Annotated in this window: 20 protein-coding genes; 15 read left to right on the forward strand and 5 right to left on the reverse strand. The window is 58.2% G+C overall.

The features are described 5' to 3' along the window. The first annotated feature begins 124 nt into the window (after window positions 1-124). Both BLQ12_RS16900 and BLQ12_RS16905 read left to right on the forward strand, forming a co-directional pair. The gene (locus BLQ12_RS16900) at window positions 125-790 is read left to right on the forward strand and encodes a hypothetical protein (protein ID WP_092212207.1); all 666 of its coding nucleotides are present in this window, start codon (window positions 125-127) and stop codon (window positions 788-790) included. Continuing rightward, window positions 790-2,028, forward strand: coding sequence for a DUF4857 domain-containing protein (locus tag BLQ12_RS16905; protein ID WP_092212209.1), 1,239 nt, complete (start codon window positions 790-792; stop codon window positions 2,026-2,028). The genes BLQ12_RS16900 and BLQ12_RS16905 overlap by 1 nt, the downstream gene beginning before the upstream one ends. A 67-nt stretch (window positions 2,029-2,095) precedes the next feature. Here the strand turns inward: BLQ12_RS16905 and BLQ12_RS16910 are convergent, their stop codons facing one another. After that, the gene (locus tag BLQ12_RS16910) at window positions 2,096-2,899 is read right to left on the reverse strand and encodes an MYG1 family protein (RefSeq protein WP_175469885.1); all 804 of its coding nucleotides are present in this window, start codon (window positions 2,897-2,899) and stop codon (window positions 2,096-2,098) included. 437 nt (window positions 2,900-3,336) lie between these two features. Here BLQ12_RS16910 and BLQ12_RS16915 point away from each other — a divergent pair, with 437 nt between their 5' ends. Both BLQ12_RS16915 and BLQ12_RS27505 read left to right on the forward strand, forming a co-directional pair. Continuing rightward, a complete protein-coding gene (locus BLQ12_RS16915) occupies window positions 3,337-4,734 on the forward strand; it encodes a hypothetical protein (protein ID WP_092212212.1) in 1,398 nt (465 codons plus the stop codon). Between the two features lie 27 nt (window positions 4,735-4,761). After that, the gene (locus tag BLQ12_RS27505; protein WP_175469877.1) at window positions 4,762-4,935 is read left to right on the forward strand and encodes a hypothetical protein; all 174 of its coding nucleotides are present in this window, start codon (window positions 4,762-4,764) and stop codon (window positions 4,933-4,935) included. A gap of 105 nt (window positions 4,936-5,040) precedes the next feature. Here BLQ12_RS27505 and BLQ12_RS16920 read toward each other — a convergent pair whose 3' ends face one another. Then, window positions 5,041-5,733 (reverse strand): transglutaminase-like domain-containing protein, encoded by a 693-nt coding sequence (locus tag BLQ12_RS16920; protein ID WP_175469886.1) that lies wholly within the window; start codon window positions 5,731-5,733, stop codon window positions 5,041-5,043. A gap of 452 nt (window positions 5,734-6,185) precedes the next feature. Between BLQ12_RS16920 and BLQ12_RS16925 the strand changes: the two genes are divergently transcribed. Continuing rightward, window positions 6,186-7,085 carry a hypothetical protein gene (locus tag BLQ12_RS16925; RefSeq protein WP_139164014.1) on the forward strand — a complete coding sequence of 300 codons (900 nt, stop codon included), beginning with the start codon at window positions 6,186-6,188 and terminating at the stop codon, window positions 7,083-7,085. A gap of 262 nt (window positions 7,086-7,347) precedes the next feature. On the opposite strand, the gene BLQ12_RS16930 is transcribed toward BLQ12_RS16925, so the two are convergent. Continuing rightward, window positions 7,348-8,244, reverse strand: coding sequence for a hypothetical protein (locus BLQ12_RS16930; RefSeq protein WP_092212218.1), 897 nt, complete (start codon window positions 8,242-8,244; stop codon window positions 7,348-7,350). Between the two features lie 247 nt (window positions 8,245-8,491). Between BLQ12_RS16930 and BLQ12_RS16935 the strand changes: the two genes are divergently transcribed. After that, complete coding sequence (locus tag BLQ12_RS16935; protein WP_092212220.1) at window positions 8,492-9,271, forward strand: histidine kinase dimerization/phospho-acceptor domain-containing protein; 780 nt, start codon at window positions 8,492-8,494, stop codon at window positions 9,269-9,271. A gap of 24 nt (window positions 9,272-9,295) precedes the next feature. Here the strand turns inward: BLQ12_RS16935 and BLQ12_RS16940 are convergent, their stop codons facing one another. Then, the gene (locus BLQ12_RS16940; RefSeq protein ID WP_092212222.1) at window positions 9,296-9,922 is read right to left on the reverse strand and encodes an FmdE family protein; all 627 of its coding nucleotides are present in this window, start codon (window positions 9,920-9,922) and stop codon (window positions 9,296-9,298) included. A 558-nt stretch (window positions 9,923-10,480) separates the two neighbouring features. Here BLQ12_RS16940 and BLQ12_RS16945 point away from each other — a divergent pair. The 9 genes from BLQ12_RS16945 (at window position 10,481) to BLQ12_RS16985 (ending at window position 19,085) form a co-directional block, all read left to right on the forward strand. Next, window positions 10,481-11,065 carry a helix-turn-helix domain-containing protein gene (locus BLQ12_RS16945; RefSeq protein WP_217640338.1) on the forward strand — a complete coding sequence of 195 codons (585 nt, stop codon included), beginning with the start codon at window positions 10,481-10,483 and terminating at the stop codon, window positions 11,063-11,065. 38 nt (window positions 11,066-11,103) lie between these two features. Further along, the gene (locus BLQ12_RS16950) at window positions 11,104-12,396 is read left to right on the forward strand and encodes a 3-isopropylmalate dehydratase large subunit (RefSeq protein WP_092212224.1); all 1,293 of its coding nucleotides are present in this window, start codon (window positions 11,104-11,106) and stop codon (window positions 12,394-12,396) included. Between the two features lie 3 nt (window positions 12,397-12,399). Continuing rightward, entirely contained in the window at window positions 12,400-12,924 is a 525-nt protein-coding gene (locus BLQ12_RS16955) for a 3-isopropylmalate dehydratase small subunit (RefSeq protein WP_092212226.1), read from the forward strand. A 279-nt stretch (window positions 12,925-13,203) separates the two neighbouring features. Then, the gene (locus BLQ12_RS16960; protein WP_092212381.1) at window positions 13,204-13,467 is read left to right on the forward strand and encodes a phosphoribosyl-ATP diphosphatase; all 264 of its coding nucleotides are present in this window, start codon (window positions 13,204-13,206) and stop codon (window positions 13,465-13,467) included. Between the two features lie 54 nt (window positions 13,468-13,521). Beyond that, window positions 13,522-14,373 carry an ATP phosphoribosyltransferase gene (gene hisG / locus BLQ12_RS16965; protein ID WP_092212228.1) on the forward strand — a complete coding sequence of 284 codons (852 nt, stop codon included), beginning with the start codon at window positions 13,522-13,524 and terminating at the stop codon, window positions 14,371-14,373. 88 nt (window positions 14,374-14,461) lie between these two features. Further along, entirely contained in the window at window positions 14,462-14,851 is a 390-nt protein-coding gene (locus BLQ12_RS16970; RefSeq protein ID WP_092212230.1) for a hypothetical protein, read from the forward strand. Beyond that, window positions 14,848-15,654, forward strand: a complete 807-nt coding sequence (gene thiD, locus BLQ12_RS16975) for a bifunctional hydroxymethylpyrimidine kinase/phosphomethylpyrimidine kinase (protein ID WP_092212232.1) — start codon at window positions 14,848-14,850, stop codon at window positions 15,652-15,654. Before BLQ12_RS16970 ends, thiD begins: the two co-directional genes overlap by 4 nt. A 223-nt stretch (window positions 15,655-15,877) precedes the next feature. Continuing rightward, window positions 15,878-17,272 carry a 23S rRNA (uracil(1939)-C(5))-methyltransferase RlmD gene (gene rlmD / locus BLQ12_RS16980; RefSeq protein ID WP_092212234.1) on the forward strand — a complete coding sequence of 465 codons (1,395 nt, stop codon included), beginning with the start codon at window positions 15,878-15,880 and terminating at the stop codon, window positions 17,270-17,272. A gap of 499 nt (window positions 17,273-17,771) precedes the next feature. Next, on the forward strand, window positions 17,772-19,085 hold the full coding sequence (locus BLQ12_RS16985; RefSeq protein WP_092212236.1) for a KamA family radical SAM protein: 1,314 nt from the start codon (window positions 17,772-17,774) through the stop codon (window positions 19,083-19,085). Between the two features lie 152 nt (window positions 19,086-19,237). Here the strand turns inward: BLQ12_RS16985 and BLQ12_RS16990 are convergent, their stop codons facing one another. Next, entirely contained in the window at window positions 19,238-19,663 is a 426-nt protein-coding gene (locus tag BLQ12_RS16990; RefSeq protein ID WP_092212238.1) for a hypothetical protein, read from the reverse strand. Window positions 19,664-20,085: the final 422 nt, after the last annotated feature.

The raw sequence follows: 20,085 nt of genomic DNA on the forward strand, positions 1-20,085 counted from the left end.
GGAACGAGGGGTAAAGTGCTTCCGCAACCTGGGGCCCAGAGGATCCTTCCCGGGCCGCCGGAGGCAGGCTTTTCCATGCACCTAAACCATAGAAGGTGCCAATAAAACAAGGATATGAAAACATATGTACAAGGCGATTGTATATAAGGAGTGGATCAAGCTGCGCTGGTTCCTTCTGATCATGCTGGGAATTACCCTGGCCGTTCATTTGAAGATATTCATCATGCTCCGGTCGGCCGTGGTGGCCAAAGGGGCGTACCATCTTTGGTACATGGCAGCCGTGAAGCAGGCCGTTTTTTACGGGGACATCATGTGGCTGGCGCCTTTCATCGGGCTGGTGACTGCCCTTGCGCAATTCGTGCCGGAGACGGGTAAAAGTCGGCTTCGCATTCTTTTTCATCTTCCCTTGCCCCATGATGTGTCCCTTGTCTGCATGCTGGGGGTGGGGTGCCTCTGGGTGGGTGGGCTCTGCGGGGTCAGCGCGCTGTGCCTTGCCGTGACCATGGGGACCTACTTTCCCCCGGAGCTCGTCATGAGCGCTCTGGTGACTGCCGCACCCTGGTTTCTTGCCTCGGTACCCGCCTATTTCGGGACGGTGCTGGCCATGGTGGAGACGGCCTGGTGGCGCAAAGTGGTCTATGGGGTGGTGGCTTACGGGCTGGTGCTTTTGATGATGAAAGAGACCATGGGCTTTTTTGAATGGTCACTGGGCTGGTATGCCCTGGCGTTTGCCCTTTACCTGCCCACGGTTCTTCTGCCCGCCCATCGTTTTAAAAGGGGGATTGTCTGATGCTCAAGGTTTCACGAATTGCCATACTCCTTCTCATGACGCTGGTGTGTGCCATCTACGTCCCGGAGCAGGTGCGGCGGCTGCTTGTGGAGAGGTCGTTTTCTCCGTTTATCCTCTACAGTTCACCCCTGAAGACATTTTTGGTTCGTGACAGGGATAAAGACACCGGGCAGCCCCGGATGACAGATCTCTCCGGAAAGGAGTACACCCGAAAAGAGTTTGAGACGGCCCTGCCCATGTTTTTCTATAAGGATCTGGCTGCCTGGGGCTGCCTGCCTGAATCCGTGGACGGGGTGAAGGTGACCTATAAAAAGGTGGCCATGAATCGCCAGGTGCTGAGTCTTCGGCCGCGCACCCTGAACAGTCCGGTGGCGCCCCTTTATCCTTTGTATGAGTCCGCCTCGGGGTTTACCCAGCTGGAGGAACCCGATTCCATGTTTAGGGTGACAGGGGCCTTTGAGTTCATCGATGCCGAGACCAACGCGGTGGATGAAAACCGATCGGCTCGTTTTACCGGGGCCTTGGCAGGCAAGGGGTTTGTCTTTCCTGCACAGGGCATTTTCGGCAACCCCACGGCCCGGAAGCCCTTTGACGAGGGGTATTTTATCACCGACGCAAAGGGGAGCCTGTTTCATCTGAAGATGGTGGGTGGCAACCCCTGGGTGAAAAACACCGGCCTGGCTCCTTCCAGCGGCATTCGCTATATCGGCATGGACGAAAACCCCCGGCGGGAATTTTACGGCCTGATGATCGAGGGCAACGGCACGGCAAGCCTTCTCTCCTGGGATACCTACACGCCCATTGTGCTTCCCCTTAAAGGCTACGATCCGGACACCATGAGCCTTGCCGTGTACTGCGACCTTCTGAAGCGGAGCTTTGTGGTGACGGACAAAAAGGCCGTGCGGGTCTGGGTGACGGATCGGCAGTACCGCCCCACGGCCTCCCATACATATCTTCTGGCGGAGAAAAAGGGCCGGGAGCTCATGAAGCGCCTCTTTCCGCTCCGGGTTGTCCGGGCAACGGGTGAGAGTGGCTTCGCGCTTCTGGATTTCAACTGGAGCCTTGAGGCGTGGGCAATGTCTCTTTTCTGTGTTGCCCTGATGATGGGGTGGCGGGTCAGGCAACATCGGGGGGCGCGTCACCCCGAAGACCTCCTGCTTGTTCTCTTGACAGGCGGCTGCGGGCTGTTGGCCGTGGCCCTGGCGGGCTGCCTGCCGAGCCGGGACGTCGTGCGTTGACGGTGTGCCCGGAAGACGAAAAAGGCCGCAGCATATGCTGCGGCCTTTTTTGGTGTTGTGCAGGTCTTTATTCGGGCAGGGCCAGACGCACCAGCTCAAGGACCTCTGCTTCGGGGAGCCTCTCGTTGGTCTTGGCCACAAAGCCGGTCTTGTGGGTGAACCGGATATCGGGCCGTCCCTGGAGTTTGGCGAAGTTGACCTCCGGGGCGTTGTCAAAGCGCATGAGTTTCCAGCCGTCCCCCCGGCTGTCCCGGGTGATGCAGACCGCAGCCGGGTCTGCCTGGCGGAAGTTGAACTCCTGGGCTCCTTCCGAATCGTCGGTGTCGCCGATGAGGATTCCGTAACCGTTGATGGTTACCCGTTTTGCCCTGGACCACAGGGCCAGCTGGTCCGTGAGCCTCTGTGCGCTGTCCAGGGCCTTTCGGCCGAACCGGCGCATGATGGGAATCAGAGGGTCGGGGTCGGCTGCGAACATGTCGAGCATCCAGCCTTCCATGGGGCTGTAGGTGGTGCGCAATTCAGTGGTGCCGATTTCTGCCCCAACCTTTGCGGGGCCGAAGCGGTCGATGCGGTCTTTAAAACGCCACCAGGGAAGGGCGGAAAGGGAGGATGCGCATCCCAGGGCCTCGGCCACCAGCACGAAGCTTGCGGAGAGTTCGATGTTCTGGTGGTGGTCGTAGTTGCGTTTTGCCGGGTCGTAGTCTTCGCCGATGTCCACCACCCAGGTGGCGGGATCGGCCACCTCTTCGGCTGTGGGCTCTCGTCTCTCAATGGTAAAGTCGGTGTCGGGGTGTGCGGCCAGAATAAGGCAGAGGGCGAAAAATTCGTCAAAATGTGAGGAACCCGGGTGGGTGATGATCAGCTCGGTCAAAGCGGTCTCCCTTTTTATCGTATCGGTCGCTTTGGTGATTTGGGGTCGGTCGGGAAGCGTACGAAGGAAGGGGCCTGGCGCGGCACACACCGCTGTCGGTCCGTTCCGCACTGCTGAACGGTTCTCTTCCAAGCCACCAAAGATTGTTATGGATGTCAGGCATTGTCAGCCGAGTGTATTGCTGGTTGGAAACTCAAAAAAGATTAGACGTTACCTCATGCAGTGATAAATGGCAATAAAAGAATGGGGAAGGTATCAGACGGAGTCTGCCGGAATTCAAAGGATACAGAGATGTCGGCACGGTTGGCGGTTTGACAAACCCTTGGCCTATGGGATATTAAAACGAATTTACTTATGCCAGCCCAATGGGTCGTGCATGGCTTTCATGGGGCATGCGGGGCTTCATCCAGGGCAGAACCTCAAAAGGGTGACAATTGATGATAAAAAAATTGACGGTGAACGCACTGGCCATCTGTTTTCTTGCCGGTGCTTCCGCCGCATACGCCGATGGCTCCGGTACCTGTGAAAGCGGTGATTGCGAAGGCGGGCAGGGCGTGTATCACTACGCTGACGGCGGAAGTTATGAGGGCGCCTTTAAAAAGGGTGTCGCCTCGGGCAGCGGGGTACGGGTGTTCAAGGACGGTACCCGGTACGTGGGTCAGGTGGAAGGCGGCATTCCCGAGGGTGTGGGGGAGATGATCTTTCCCGACGGCACCCGCTACATGGGGGGCTTTGACGACGGCCTGCAGGTGGGCCACGGGACCGTGGTCTACGGAGACGGCAGGCGGTTCACCGGCTCCTTTGCCGGCGGTCGGCCCAGCGGGCATGGAACCCTCATCTTTAAAGATGGAAAGCGCCTGACGGGTGCCTTCAAAGAGGGGGTGCCCCAGGGGCAGGGCGTGCTTTTTTTTGTTGAGGGCGCCGTTTACAGCGGTGAGTTCCACAAAGGGCGCATGGAGGGGGAAGGGACCCTTGTCTATGCCGACGGCCATGTCTACGTGGGGGCCTTTACCAACGACACCATGAACGGGAACGGCGTTTTGACCGCTCCGGACGGCAGCACCCTCAAAGGGGAGTTCGTGGACGGGCACTTAGAGGGAGAAGGGGAGATCGCTTTTCCCGGTGGGACCCTTTATACCGGCAGCATCGTCAATGAGAAGATGCAGGGCAAAGGGGTTCTTGTGGAGCCTGACGGTACCCGGTACGAAGGGATGTTCGAGGACAACCGGTTCCATGGGAAGGGCACCGTCACCTATCCGGACGGTGCCACGTTTACCGGGCCCTTTATTGAAGACAAAATTGCGGGCAAGGGACAGTGGACATTTACCGACGGAGCCCGGTTTTTCGGGTACATGAAAGACGCCCGGGTCATGGAGGGCAAGGGCGTGTACACGTCGCCCGACGGGACCCGCTACGACGGCCGTTTCCATGAAAACCTCTTCGAGGGGGAGGGCACCCTCACCACCTCGGAGGGAACACGGTATGAGGGCTCATTTCATGAGGGGCTTATGCGGGGTGTGGTCAGTGTCTTTTATTCCGACGGGGCACGATACTCCGGAGAGGTCAAAGACTTGAAACCCCATGGCGTCGGCACCATGACCTTTGCCGACGGGGGCAGCTATACCGGTCTTTTTGCCGGGGGGCTCTTTGACGGGGAGGGGTCGCGAAAACTCATCGACGGCACCGAACTGAGCGGAACGTGGGTTCAAGGGAAGCCCGACGGGGTGATGACGTCACGCACATCGGACGGGACCACCCAGTCTGTCAGGTACGCAAACGGGCAGCCGGTGACGGCTGCGGACCAGGGCCCAGGAACTTCTGGTGCCTCTCAGTAGAGCGATACGAACACTGGAGGGAAGCTGATGAAGATGGCATCGACGGATGAGCAGATCCTTCGCGCAGCGAAGGAAATTGTCGTAAAATTTATTGAGGTGGGGCGGGTCTCCCCCACGGGCTTTGACGAGGCGTTCAAACAGATCTACAGCTCGGTGGCCTCTGCGGTGAAAAAAGAGGCCCCGCCTTCAGGGGCTGAGTAGCCGCACCGCACCACGACAACCTTAAAACGCCCTTCAGGACGGGTCCTGAAGGGCGTTTTTTGTTTTTGCCTGCTTTCAGGCCATGTAAGGCACGCTGGCGAGTGGCTACTCCGCTTCGGCTTCCCTTGAAAAATCACCGAGGACGGTTTCTCCGCCCAGGCTTTCCAGGGTTTTGAACAGGGTGGGGTAGGCGGCCAGTGAGGCGTTGATGATCTCATCCACCGGGATGTCGTCGTAGGGTCCCCGGTCCAGGACATACTCCATGTGTTTACGGCCTTCTGAGTCAAAGGGGTGGAAAAGGCAGTTGTTTTCCCCGTCGAACTCCAGGGGGTGGACACCGAATTTTGAGCACAGGGAGGCGTTGAAGGTCGGGGTGACCTTGATCCAGCGGCCGTCCAGAAAAATTTCCGAATAGCCGTGGTAGACAAACAGGTCTGTGCCCATGAGCTCCCTCAGGCGCCGGGTGCTCAGGTGGTTTTTTACGTCGGCGAACCCCAGGCGCGCGGGAATCCCTGCGGCTCGTGCGGCGGCCGTGAACACAAGGGCTTTGGCAACGCAGTATCCCCGGCCTTTTTTCAGGACGGAGCTGGCTCGCATGCCGTCCGGGCTGAGGTCGTAGTAGTACGGATCATAAAGGACATCGTCGCGAACGGAATCAAAGAGCGCCATGGCCTTCTCTTTGTCGGACGTGAGCCCTTTGATACGGGGGCTGACGTAGCTGGCGATGGTCTCTGAGTCGCAGTCGATGTGGTGGGTGGGGGACAGATAGCGGGTACGTTCTTCGTCGGAGAGTCTCATCTTGGTCACCATGTTTTCTGTGTGATGTGTATGTATTCGATCCCTGACTTCTTGCGCTACGGATGTGGCGATGGCCCCACCTGCGGGGAATCGGCCACCTTTTGCCAGTATTTCACAATACATGCCGTCTGTGGTATCGCCTTTTTTCCTTTTTTGGGGAAAGGTTGGGTGGTGATGGTGCTCTAAAGATTTGATTTTATGAGTGATTACTTGTTTTTGGCGGCAGGTTCCCTGGGCGGTGACGAACCGGTCCTGCCGGAGGAAAATGCAGGTGACATGCCCTGTGTTGCTTTCCGGGGAAGCTGCAGGGCGCCATGGTACCCGGTACATGCGGTCCCCCGGCCCGTTTACACCAGGCGGGGACGGGCCATTAAAGTTTTGTTCAGGAAAGGCGATAAAATAGAAGAGCAGGTGAGTGCCCCTTAATTGATCAGGATGCCTTGGGAAAGGGTATGGGAACGGGTATGAAAAACGGATTCAAGCGTGATGCAAGGCGGGTGATGTGGGTTTTGGTGGCCCTTGTTCTTGTTGCCTGCGACAAAGAGCCCCCGGAGCGCGACATGATTGTGGGGCCGTGGAAAGACACCATCGCCAGCTATCACACCATCATCTCCTTTCGGTCCAACGGGAGCTTTGGCATCATCAGGCTCGTGGAAGGGCAGCATTCCAAGATTGACGAGAAGGCAGAGAGGGTGAAAGTCGACGGCAAGTGGAAGCTTCTGCCGCCGGAGATGGAAGGGGACCCCCTGCTTTTGATCATGACACCGGAGATGGTGGTGGGCGATACGCCCTGGGCGGTGGACACTCCGGTGACCTACCTCATCGAGCGGCTCACACGGAACAGCATGCTGCTTCGCCCGTCCGGCGGTGAGCGCATCACCTGGGATCGTCTGAGAAGCACCAAGGCACCGGAGGAAGAGGACGGCATACCCCTGACGCAGGTGCCCACCGGGCCGCTCGTGGTGGGGCTGACCAAAGAGCGCCTGAATGAGGATAACCGCTACCTGTGCGTGCAGTTGATCCTTACGGTCAATGACGTCGAGGGCCTGCGCTATGTGGAGCCCGAGGACACGTCGGTCGGAGGGGCCCCCGGCGCCTACCGCCTGCACCCGAGCCTCCTTGAAGCCCTGGTGCTGCACATGAGCCGCCTCTCGTACCGGGACGTGCGCAGCTTGAAACGGTTCCACGAGGTCCGGGCTGATTTCATCCGGATCCTTACGCCCTACCTGGGCTCCCACCTCCAGGATATCAAGGTGGTCAAGGTCGTGGTGACATCCACCCGGGAAGGGGTGAGCGAGTTTGTCGGCGAGTTTGCCCCGGAAAAGGTGATTGCACCCGAGGCAGGGTCCTGACCCTGCCGGCCCCTAAGCGGGGCACCTGGGTGCGCCTTCCTCTTTTTTTTGTAACTATTCAGCTTATGCCTCCGGCGGCCCTGCCGGGGGCTAAACTTTTAAAAAGTTTAACAAACAGGTTCAGGCCAATCTGGATTAAAGGCGGATGTGATTTTCCCCGAGGAACGAGGGGAAAAACGCATTCGCAACCTGCTTTCAAGGTGGCACACCTTGCCGCCGGAGGCTGCTTTTTAAAAGCTGAATGGTCCCTTTTTTAAGTGTTTTACTTCTGCCCTGTCATGGCATTGCCGATATCCTGCATGATCAGGAAGAGGGCATCGTCTAATCGCTCGGATATCATGTCGTTCGGGGCGGGGCGTTTTTCCTCCGGTTTTTCTTCGGTCCATTCGGACAATACATCCAGCACCTCATGTTCCCAGAACAAGACAATTTTCCAGTGGAGCTGCTCCTCGTAGAGGCTCACCTGGTCCACTGTGCGCTGCAGCAGGGTGTTTATCACACCCGGATAGGCCGTGCACATTTCATCCACAATGGTGCGGCCTGTGTGGGAGTCCACGCAGGTGACCTGGAGGTTCGGCCCGCCGGGGATCGCGCTTCGCATGGGGGTGCAGGTGATCTTGAGCTGGTCGGTACGCCAGGCCAGGGCATCGGCCACGGATTGCCGTGCATAGTCCCCATAGGTCAGGGCGGTGCTGTTGCAGAGGTACCTAAGGTAAGCCGCTGCCGGAATGCTGGAGGAGTACGCCAGGGTGTGCAGATGACCCAGGATAGCGAGGTGGAGCACCGCCATGGGGGCAAAAAGGGGCAACCGCCCGAGGCGTTCTTCCGTGGTGGCGTCGGGAAGGAAAAAGAGGGGGCGGTGTGCTTCAAGGATATCAAGGGCGTTTAATATCCGCGACGAAAGGGCCGGGTCTTCGACGTCCTCTGTGTCCCTGAGAAGGCCACCGATAGTGGCTAAAGGGGCTGCGAGTTCGTCCCATTGTCGTGCGGCAAGCTCTTCGCTGAGAAGGCTTTTCATGGGGCGTCTCATCGCATGCCAGAAGGGCATGGATGTGTCCGCAAAGAGCAGGTCAATGAGAAGGGGCAGGGCGGATGGTTCCGGTCCCTGGTCATCCGCAACGGAACGGGCTACTGTTTTTAACGGCGATTCAACATGCATGGGGGCTCCTTGGGTAAGGTAGGTGGGGCGGAGAGGTGAAAGGGGGGAAGCCGTCAAAGGCTTTGGGGCGCATGGGTAAGGGGGTGGGGTTTTTCCAGAGTCGTATACTATGTTACTGTATTGGTCACGTGATGTCCACTGCAGGGCGCCCGCATCGTGCCGCGGGATTTGCCCTGGCGGAGCAGGGATGATCGCCTGCCGTATTTAAGGTGGCGGTGGCCGGGCGGGGTAACTACAGGAGGTGGGAATGGAGAACGCGGCCTTTGTCTATGTGGGGTTTTTCTTTCTGGTGTTGTGGCTGCTGAGCCTGGGGATTTTTATTGGAAAAAGCAGGAAACAGTCACGTGAGATCAGGCGCCTTGAGACCATAGAGGAAAAATACAGAAACCTTTTTGAGAACATGACCGGCGCCTACGCCATGGGCGAGATGATGTACGATGACGGCGGGAGTCCTGTGGATTTTCTCTATGTGGCTGTCAACTCGGCGTTTGAGGCGATGTTTTCCATGGACCGGCGGGTGGTGGAGGGCAAACGGCTTTCGGAGGTGTTTCCCGGGGTGGATCAGGACGAACCGGGATGGCTGGACCATTTTGCCGAGGTGGTCCGCACCGGAGAGGGCAAAACCCTCAAGGAATACTCCGATGCCCTTAAGATGTGGTTTTACATCAATGTGTTTTATGCCGGAGGGGAGCGGTTTGTTACGGTCTTTACCGATATCACGCCGCTTATGGATGCCGAGCGCCTCACAGGAGCCCTGGCCCTTGCCGGGGCTGCCAGCCATGAGTTGAGCCAGCCCCTTCAGGCGGCCCTGGGGTATGCGGAGCTCATTGAACTCAAGGCAAAGGAAGGGCCGTGCAACGAGTCCCTCCTTGAGACCGTGGGACGGTTCTCTGGCCAGGTGGAACGCATCAAAGAGATCGCCTCTCAACTCCGGAGCGTGTCCCGATACCGCACCAAGGGACACGCAGGATGCAAGCCCATCCTTGATCTTGCCGGCAGTGCCGACCCGATTCACCGGAGCGATTGATTTCGCCTGGGTGCGAACCGCGGGTTACTCCCTTCGTGCGCCTTCGGCGCAGGGCCGGCACAGGAGGTCGCTGCCCTGGCGGATCATTTTGGTCTGCATGGTCAGCTCTCCGCACACGGCGCAGGCCACCGAAGGGGCCAGTTCCGCATAGGCTGGCTCGGGGATGGCGGCGTCGGTGATTTCGAAGATTTCCTCCACGGGTTTTGCGAGCAGGTCCAGGGTTTTCATAAGCTTCTGCTGTTTTTTTTCGGCTGCCGTGGCAGTTCCTGCCGAGACCTTTTTTTCCAGTTCGAGAAAGACCTCCGGGTTGTCCCCGGTGTACGCGTACGTGCTCCTGCGGGAAAAGCGAAACCCCTTTGCCGCCTGACGCGAATACACGGTGTACACATTTTTACCGATGTTGGAGATGGTGAGGTTGCCCTTGCCGGCGGTGGTCCCCAAAAGGACCTGCAGGGCATCCACGGAGCAAGCGTCGTTTTCGCTTATGGCCACCAGCTCTTCGTCGTCGCTGCGGTCTTCGCCAAGCAGGCGAAGGGACTCCACGGCCACCAGGTAGCCGTAGACCAGGCCCGGGCAGAGGTGTCCGTGGAAGTCGATGCAGGGTTTCAAGGTGTCGGGCAGGGACAGGTTTGCGTAATGGGTGTGGTTCATGGGGCCTCGCGTCGCTTTGGGTTCGTTATGGGATTTGCTTTATGGGGACTGTCGTGGCGACGGGTATCCGTCCCCCACATGTATCGGTCACTATAATGGAAGGCCCTCAGGTCTGTCAAAGGAGGCGGGGCTCCCGCCAGGGCGAGCGTAGTTGGCAACCAGTCAAAAGGTCAAGATCATGCCTTCTATGGTTAAAGTCGGATGAACCACAGAGTCACAGAGGGCTCAGAAAAAAACCAAAAAGATGCCTCCGGCGGCAAGGTGTGCCACCTTGAAAGCAAATTGCGAATGCGCCTTTGATTCAGATTAAACGGAGTCTGTTTTTTTAAACCTGTTTATTAAATTTATTAAATGTTTAGCCCCCGGCAGGGCCGCCGGAGGCAAAAAGCGTGAATGCGATGGCCTTTGCCTGGCGTTTTTCGCTGCGCCCTGCGGATGGATCCTGGGCATGCGTTCATTGTTTTTACCCGGGGATGTGGGGTCTTGCACTGGAATCTTCCCGGAAAAGGGTTGACAGTGCGGGGCCAGGACTTTATAAATGCTTCAGGAGGTGCAGTATTGATAAAGTCAGAGCCTAAACATCAATTCGGAGGCAAGTTGCGGGCGGTCAGGGAGCGCCGGGGCGTCACCTTGAAGCAGGTGGCCGGCCGGGCCGGGGTGAGCGAGAGCCTGGTGTCCCAGATCGAGCGGAACAAGGTCTCCCCGTCCATAGACACCCTTCTCTCCATTGCCGACGTGCTGGGGGTCGATTACGAGTACCTGTTCAGCGACTACCGCAAGAAGGGCAAGGTTGAGATCATCCGTACCGCAGAGCGAAGCGTCACCCGGGACGGTTTGGTGACCATGAGCCGCCTCTCGGTCCGGGAGGAGATTCCCGGGGAGCACACCGTGGAAGCGTTTATGCTGGAGGTGGCGCCAAAGGGCCAGACCGGCGACCTGGAGTACGGGCACGCCGGCCGCGAGTTCGGGATCATCTTAGACGGTGAAGCCGAGCTGTTGTACGGGGACGATACCTACGCCCTGGCCAAGGGCGATACGGTCTCTTTTGCCTCGCGAATCCCTCATATTTTAAAAAACCGCGGCAAGGCTACCCTGAAGGCGGTGTGGATCGTTTCACCGCCCCGACAGGCCTCGCACAAATAAACCATTTGCACATGAACCAGACATTTTCCGGAGGAGATATGGGAAAGACAATCGCGGAGAAAATTTTTGAATCGCATCTTGTGGACAATCCGTCCGGCGACATCCAGGTGATTCGTCTGGACGCGGTTTTCTGCCATGAAATCACCACCCCCATTGCCATCACGGACCTTGAGGCCCGCGGCATGGACCGTGTGTTCGATCCGTCAAAGATCAAGGCGGTCATCGACCATGTGACCCCGGCCAAGGATTCCAAGACGGCCATGCAGGGCAAGATCCTGCGCGAATGGGCCCTGCGCCACGGCATCATCGATTTTTTTGACATCGGTGACAACGGCGTCTGCCATGCCCTCTTTCCGGAGAAGGGGTTTGTGCGTCCCGGGTACACCATTATCATGGGGGACTCCCACACCTGCACCCACGGTGCCTTCGGCGCCTTTGCCGCCGGTGTCGGTACCACGGACCTGGAGGTGGGGATCTTAAAAGGGGTGTGCGCCTTTCACGCCCCCCAGACCATGAAGGTCACCATCACCGGGGACTTAAAGCCCGGTGTGTATGCCAAGGACGTGATCCTGGGCGTCATCGGCCAGCTCGGGGTGAACGGTGCCACCAACCGCGTCATCGAGTTCACCGGGCCGGTGGTCTCCGCCATGAGCATGGAGGCCCGCATGACCCTGTGCAACATGGCCATCGAAGCCGGTGGCACCTGCGGTATCTGTGCGCCGGACATGACCACGGTCTCCTACCTCTGGCCCTTTATTAAGGACGAGTTCCCCTCAAAAGAGGCGGCCCTTGAGGCGTACGGCGCGTTTTCCGCCGACGCCGATGCGGAGTACGCAGAAGAGATGGTCTTTGACGTGGGCGAGCTGGTGCCCATGGCCACCTTCGGGTACAAGCCCGACCAGGTGAAGCCCATCGCCGAGATGGGTGGGGACAAGGTTGATCAGGTCTACATCGGCTCCTGCACCAACGGACGCATCGAGGACCTGCGCGTTGCGGCCGAGGTGCTCCGGGGCAAGCACATCCACAAGAGCGTGCGCGGTGTGGTCTCCCCTGCGACCCCTGCCGTGTACAAACAGGCCTTGAAGGAGGGGATCATCGAGGTCTTCATGGACGCTGGCTTTTGCGTGACCAACCCCACCTGCGGGGCGTGCCTGGGCATGAGCAACGGGGTCCTGGCCGAAGGGGAGGTGTGTGCCTCCACCACCAACCGGAACTTCAACGGGCGCATGGGCAAAGGCGGCATGGTGCATCTCATGAGCCCTGCATCGGCGGCGGCCACGGCCCTTGCCGGCGTTATCACCAACTCACACATCTACACGGGCGGGGAGTAAGCCATGAAATCATTCAACGGAAAAGTCCTGTTTCTGGATCGGTCCGATATCAACACCGATGAAATCATACCGGCACGGTATTTAACCGAGATCACCAAGGAGGCCTTGAAGCCCTATCTTCTGGAGGACCTCGAGATGGAAGGCTTTGCCCCGGAAAGGGACGTGGCGCCCTCCGGTGCGGTGGTAACCCGGGCCAACTTCGGCTGCGGTTCCTCCCGCGAGCATGCGCCCTGGGCCTTAGAGGTAAACGATATCAACATCGTCATCGGGGAGAGCTTTGCCCGGATCTTCAAGCAGAACATGTTCAACTGCGGCATGATGGCTGTGGAGCTGTCCGCCGAGGTTCTAGACGATCTGGTGGCACGGTTTGCAGGCAAAGAGACCGAGCTGGTCACCGACCTCGAAAAGGGCATGTTCAGCTTTTCCGCCGGAGGCGAGACCCTTGAGGTTCCCTTTGAGATTTCCGAGTTCGACCGCGCCCTGGTGCATGCGGGGGGCTGGGTCGGCTATGCGGATTCAAACTACTGATCCATGAGCCCCGATTCCCCGTCAGGGGACAGGGGTGAGGGCTTCTCAGTGTAAAGGGGATGGCTGCCCGAAGGGCGGCCGTCCCCTTTTGTTTGCGGAAAAAAGGTGCTATGGTCTCAATTTGCCGGAATCCGCAAGGGAAAGAGCCCTTCCGCCACCCCATGCGTAAGGTTTATTGCGGAGAACATGTGCTGAATGCCCGCCCCCCCATGCGCTGGTCGGGAATCGTTCCGGTGTTTTATGCGCATCATCATGACAACAGACCACGAGATACACTCCATGAAACGATTTGAAGAGCTCTTTGCGGAGCTGAAGAAGAAAGTGGCGGCCGGCGATCCCGATTCCGGGACCGTCAAAGAGCTCCATGCAGGAAAGCATGCCATCGGCAAAAAGGTCATCGAAGAGGCCGGTGAAGTCTGGATGGCCGCCGAGTATGAAGGCAAAGAGAAGACCGCCGAAGAGATTTCCCAGCTTCTCTACCATCTCCAGGTGATGATGATTGCCTGTGATCTGGAGCTGGAGGATGTCTACAAATATCTGTGATGGCTTTCCGCCCGCCGGAGCGCATCACGTCAGTTGAGTAAGGAAAACCGTCAGATGTTGAAAATAGCACTTCCCAACAAGGGGTCTCTCTCCGAAGAGTCCCGGGCCCTTATTTCCGAAGCCGGGTACAATTGCCGCCGCTACAGCCGTGAACTGAAAGTGACGGATGTGGAAAACCAGGTGGAGTTCATCTTTCTTCGCCCCAGAGACATTGCGGTCTATGTGCAGAGCGGGATCATCGACCTGGGCATCACCGGTCGGGACCTGGCCATGGACAGCGAGTCCGAACTCGACGAACTGCTGTCCCTGGGCTTCGGACGATCCAAGTTCTGCTACGCGGTGCCCGAAGAGAGCCTGCTTACCCCGGAAGGGTTCAACGGCAAGCGCATCGCCACCTCGTATCCCGGTATAGTGGGCCAGGACCTGAAGCGTCGGAACATCGATGCAAAGATCATCAAGCTCGACGGTGCCATTGAGATCTCCATCAACCTGGGCGTGGCCGATGCCATCGCCGATGTGGTGCAGACCGGGCGCACCATGGCCGAGGCCGGACTCCGCATCAGCGGCAAGCCCATCATGGACTCCGAGGCCCTTCTGGTGACCCGAAAAGGCCGCCTGGAGACCCTCACCGCGCCGGAGCAGATGTTCATCGAACGTCTCAAGGGCATCGTGGTGGCCCGGCAGTACGTGATGGTGGAGTACGACGTGGCCGGAGAGTCCCTTGAAAAGGCCTGCGCCGTGACTCCCGGCATCGAAGCCCCCACCGTAGCTCCCCTGCGGCGCGAGGGGTGGTTTGCCGTAAAGGCCATGGCGCCCAAAAAGGACCTCAACACCATCATGGACCATCTGGTGGATGTGGGGGCCAAAGGGGTGATCGCGACAGATATCCGGACCTGCAGGCTTTAAGGTTCGCTATTCAACACTTCGTGGGTGCCGCTCATGGGTGGTGGGGGCCGGACACGATTCTCATGTACAAGCAGACAGGACGTGAGCAATGGTCTTTATCTCGACAATGCTGGCCCTCCTCGTGGCGTCGAACTTCGGACGGCAAGGCCTGATCTACGGGTTTATCCTCGGGATCTCCATGGAGGTGGTGAACCTGGTGGTTTCCGCCCGGGTGGTGCGCAAGGCCGAAGAGAACACACGCATCCGATACATGGGACTCCTGGAAAAGAAAAAAGACCGGGAAAAGCTCCTGGAGAAGAAGTGTGAATCCCTCACCCGTGAGATCGACACCCTGGATCGCCAGGTCAAAGAACTCGAAGAGAAGACCAACGGGTACATGCACCAGGTGACGGAAAATGAGAAAGTGATCGATAAACTTCGTCGTGAAAACGAAAAGCAGGCCCGCATCATCGATGCTGCCGGGAACCGGCTGCCATGACGCCGCCCAGGGTTCTTGCCGTTGCGGGCTCCGACAGCTGCGCAGGGGCCGGTCTTCAGGCCGACCTGAAGACCCTGGCCTCCCTGGGCTGTTACGGCATGACCGCCGTGACCGCGGTGACGGCCCAGAACACCCGGGGCGTAAGCCGGGTGATGCCGGTGCCCCCGGACATGGTCCGGGCCCAGATGGAGGCGGTCCTTGAAGATATCGGGGCAGATGCCGTGAAGATCGGGATGCTGGGTTCTCCTGAAAACGCCGAAGCCGTTGGTGAGATCCTGGGAACCCTTAAGGGGGTCCCGGTGGTTCTGGATCCCGTCATGGCCGCCCAGAGCGGAGACGGGCTGAACGCCGAAGAGACACCACGGGCTCTTTTGGCCCATGTGATGCCCCGGGTAACGGTGATGACCCCCAACATTCCCGAGGCGGAAAAACTCACCGGCCTTGTCGTCGCCTCGTTGGACGGCATGGAAGCCGCGGCCCGGCGCCTGGTGGCCATGGGGTGTTCCAATGTGCTCCTTAAGGGGGGGCACTTTGGCGGGCACGACTGCCCGGACCTTCTTTTTGAAGGGGAGACGGGGCAGCTCACCCGTTTTGCCGCGCCCCGCATCGAGACCCGAAACGATCACGGCACCGGGTGCACCCTGGCCTCGGCCCTGGCCGCGTACCTTGCGCGGGGTCTCTCCCTTTGCGAGGCGGCCCGACAGGCCAAAACGTATACTTCAGGGGCGCTTCAAGGCGCCGTATCCCAGCAGCTGGGCTCGGGCCACGGGCCCCTTGCCCACTTTCATTCCGGGCTGCTCTGAGTCTTTCCTTAAAGGGGCCATACGGCCCCTCTCCTTGTCGGATGTTCCCATTCCGGTCCTTTCCGGATCGAAAAACCTTGCCAAGATTTGTATACATCGGATAGTATAATCAGCTTCGCACTCGGTACGAAAGGGGTGACGTGTGCCCGAAAATCACTGCGGGCCGGTCTGAGTATCGGAATCATCAGGGCTTTGTGAAAGCCAAAAAGGGTAGTTTTGTATTATGGCGGTAAAAAAAGGTGAAGTGGTCGACATAGCGGTCACCGATATGGCTTTCGGTGGGCGCGGCCTTGCCAGGGTAGACGGCATGGCTCTTTTTATTGACGGCGCCGTGGCCGGGGATACGGTTCGGGCGCGGGTCTTTAAAAAGAAAAAGAGTTTTGCCGAAGCGCGGACGCTGGAGCTTCTGGAGCCGTCGGAAAACCGCGTTGCGCCCCGGTGCGAGTATGCATCCTGGTGCGGCGGCTGCAAATGGCAGTTCCTGGATTACGAGACGCAGCTTGCGTACAAGCGCGACCACGTGGTGGAGTCCCTCGGGCACATCGGGAACATCCATGGGGTGACGGTTCATCCGACCCTGCCGTCCACGCATCTGTTCGGGTACCGGAACAAGATGGAGTTCTCCTGCTCGGACAGCCGCTGGCTCCTGCCCCATGAACTCAACGACCCCGAGATTGAAAAAGGGCTGGGCATCGGGCTGCATGTCCCCGGCACCTTCAGCAAGGTCATCGACATCAAGCAGTGCCATATCCAGCCGGAGACGGGGAACCGCCTCCTGGAAAAGGTCCGGGAGTACATCAAGGCGTCGGATCTTCCCGTGTACGGCCTGAGGAGCCACGAAGGCTTCTGGCGGTTCGTCATGCTGAGGCACTCCTACCATGAAGACCGCTGGATGGTGAATATCGTCACGGCCGAAGATCGGCCCGACGTGGTCCAGCCCCTGGCCGACGAGCTTGTGGCCGCTTTTCCCGAGGTGGCATCCGTGGTCAACAACATCACCAGCCGCAAGGCCGGGGTGGCCGTTGGGGAGAGTGAAAAATGCCTGGCAGGTGAGCCCTTCATCACCGATCGCCTGGGGGATTACACGTTTAACATTTCAGCCAACTCCTTTTTCCAGACCAACACCCCCGGTGCCGAGGCCCTTTACACCACGGTGGAAAAGTTTGCAGGCCTTACGGGGACCGAGCGGGTCATCGATTTATACAGCGGCACGGGCACCATTCCCATCTGGCTCTCCAAGGGGGCCTCTGAGATCACGGGCCTTGAGATTGTGCCCAGCGCCATCGAAGACGCCAACGAGAACTGCCGCCGAAACGGGGTGGAGAACTGCCGGTTTGTGCTGGGGGATATCCGGGAAGCCCTTCCGGGGGTAGACGTCAAGCCCGACGTGATGATCATCGACCCTCCCCGTGCCGGCATGCACAAAGAGGTGGTCGAGCGGGTCGCGGAGCTGAGCCCGGATCGCATCGTCTATGTCTCCTGCAACCCGGCCACCCTGGCCCGGGACCTTGAGATGCTCAAGGCGCAGTACGAGATCTGTGAAGTGCAGCCCGTTGACATGTTTCCCCACACCTTTCATATCGAAGCGGTGGCCCGACTGGAAAAACGCCGGGATTAGCCGGAAAACCGGGATGCGTGCCCACCCTTCACGTTGCAGGGCCCTTTCCAGAGGCAGGCGCCGACGGCGCCTGCCATCATCACAGGGGCTGCCCGTTTTTTTGCAGGAACAAGATATAGACAATTCGTATGGTGCGTGACCATCGCCCGTAACGACCCCCGGTGGAGGTGTATGCCTTTGTTTTACCGGGAAGCCGCAGTGTAAAGCTGTGTCTGTTGGTGCTTGCGACGTGGCAGGGCAGGCGCTTGGGGTGACGGTTTGCGAAGAAAGGAATCGCGCCATAGCAAAGGTCTCCGCTGTCTGTGAATCGGAGACCGGAGGAATTGACAAATTCCTTAAAATTTATTATATTACGGCGTTTAAGAGAAAATATAAAATGAATTGCGGGGTGACGGGGGATAGTCATTGATCGACTATGTTTAATTTCCGTTAACACACAGATAAAAGGAGGGTAACCTTCCGTACTTCCGCAGGAATAGAGTAGGCATAAGGAGGTCTATTGAGTAAATTCAACATAAAACCCAAGAACTATAAAGCGTTTACAACCCGTAACATTGATACCATTCCGCAGTTTGAAGCGCTTCCCTCCGAGATTCACGACGCCATTCAAATCGTTTCGCGCGTGATGCCCTTCCGGGCAAACAACTACGTCATCGATGAGCTCATCGACTGGAGCAACCCCGAAGGGGACCCGATCTTCAAGCTTATTTTCCCCCAGAAGGGGATGATGGGTGTGGAGGATTACGATGCCCTTGCTGCGAAATTTGCCGCCGGTGAACCCGAGGCGGCCCTCCAGGCGGCCGCACGGGACATTCAGCTGAAGATGAACCCCCATCCTGCGGGACAGATGGAGCTTAATGTTCCCAAATGCGATCATGGTCAGTCCATCAACGGAATCCAGCACAAATACAAAGAGACGGTTCTCTTTTTCCCCACCCAGGGGCAGGTGTGCCATGCCTATTGCACCTATTGTTTTCGCTGGGCCCAGTTTGTGGGTGTCGACGACCTGAAGTTTGCCTGTGGCGATCCCCAGGCCCTGGTGGACTATCTCGAAGCACATCCCGAGGTGACTAACGTCCTCTTCACCGGGGGGGATCCCATGATCATGACGAGCCGGATCCTTCGCCGTTATGTGGAACCTATTCTTGAAAAGCGACCCGGCAACGTCCGGTCCATCCGTTTCGGCACCAAGGTTCTGGCCTACTGGCCTTACCGGTTCCTGACGGACAAGGATGCCGATGATTTGATGGGGCTTTTCGATGAGATTGTTGCCGCCGGGTTTCATCTGGCCGTCATGAGTCACTTCAGCCACCCCAGGGAACTTGAGACAGACGCCGTGCAGGCCGCGATTTCCCGGATCCTGTCAACCGGGGCCAACATCCGTTGCCAGGCACCGCTGATTCGTCACATCAACGACGACCCCGAGGTGTGGCGCATCATGTGGGAGAAACAGGTCGCCTTAGGGGCCATTCCCTATTACATGTTTGTGGAGCGTGATACCGGTCCCAAGGAGTACTTCAGCGTGCCCCTGGTCGAGGCCTATCGGATCTTCACCGAGGCGTACAGCAGGGTGTCGGGGCTTGCCCGGACCGTTCGGGGCCCTTCCATGAGCGCGACCCCCGGCAAGGTGCTGGTGGACGGCATCGCTGAGGTGGGCGGTGAGAAGGTGATGGCCTTGAAGTTTATCCAGGCTCGGAATCCTGACTGGGTCAACAAACTTTTTTTTGCTGAATACGACGAAAAGGCCGTCTGGCTGGATGGGCTCAAGCCCGCCTTCGGAGAGGATCGTTTCTTTTTCGAAAGACAGGGGTAGCGAAAAGACCCCTTACGGCCCTGCAAAAAGGGCTGCCACAGGCAAAAAAACAAAAAGCCGGTCCCCATCCTTAATCGATGGAGGTCGGCTTTTTTTTTGTGCGCTTTAAATGGGGGTGCTGCACCGCACCGGTCCAGGGGCTTTTCCCCGTATTACATGGGGGGCATGAACTTTTGCACCTGGGTGTTGATGCAGTTGTAGATTTCATCGTCGGAGCCGTAGATGTCGATGACATCCTTGTGGTCGATGAGGGTTTCAAGGACAAAAGCCGTCACCACCAGGCTGATGACATTGGGGTTCTGCACCAGCTCACGAAAGGGGGCGATCTGGTAATCGATCTCAAAGTCATCGAGTTTGACCAGCTTTTCAAGCTTCTTTTCGATCTGGTCCTGAAGGGAGTTTTTGCTTGTGGTCTCCACAAGGCTGTTTTCCACGAGTTTCTGGGAAATGGCATTGCTCATGGGTTCAAGGTTGTCGCGGGCGGTTTCGATGGAAACGCGGCGCTCTTTCTCCTTGGACGACTCTATGCGCGAAAGGAGCATGGACTCCTTGTTGTTTGTACGGAATACTTTTCCCATTCACCCTCCTGTCTATGGTTGATGGATCCGATGGGGTATTGATGTCGCGGGCGACGGCACGCTGACCGGGGGCGCGGAGCCATCATGAATTTACTGTGTTGCAGATGCTGACGGGTGCGGGGCCCTTTCAAGGGACCTGCGAAGCCGTGATGCGTGGTGCTCGCAGCAACCCGTTCCGGCATCCAGGCGGGCTTGGTCCAAGGGCCCGATAGGGCTGGGGCTCCTCTGGATTCGGCACAAGGATCATAGCTTTCCTCCTTGAAGAAATCAAGGGAATTGTCGGGCCGTTCCAAAGGGGGTCTGAAGGGGCGCAAGGCCTGAAAACAGCGCCATTTCGAACGTTTGTGAAGGGCGTTTTTTGCGTAACCATTCAGCTTATGCCTTCGGCGGCTCTGCCGGGGGCTAAACTTTTAAAACGTTTA

This window comes from Desulfoluna spongiiphila (genome assembly GCF_900101345.1).
Lineage (GTDB): Bacteria > Desulfobacterota > Desulfobacteria > Desulfobacterales > Desulfolunaceae > Desulfoluna > Desulfoluna spongiiphila.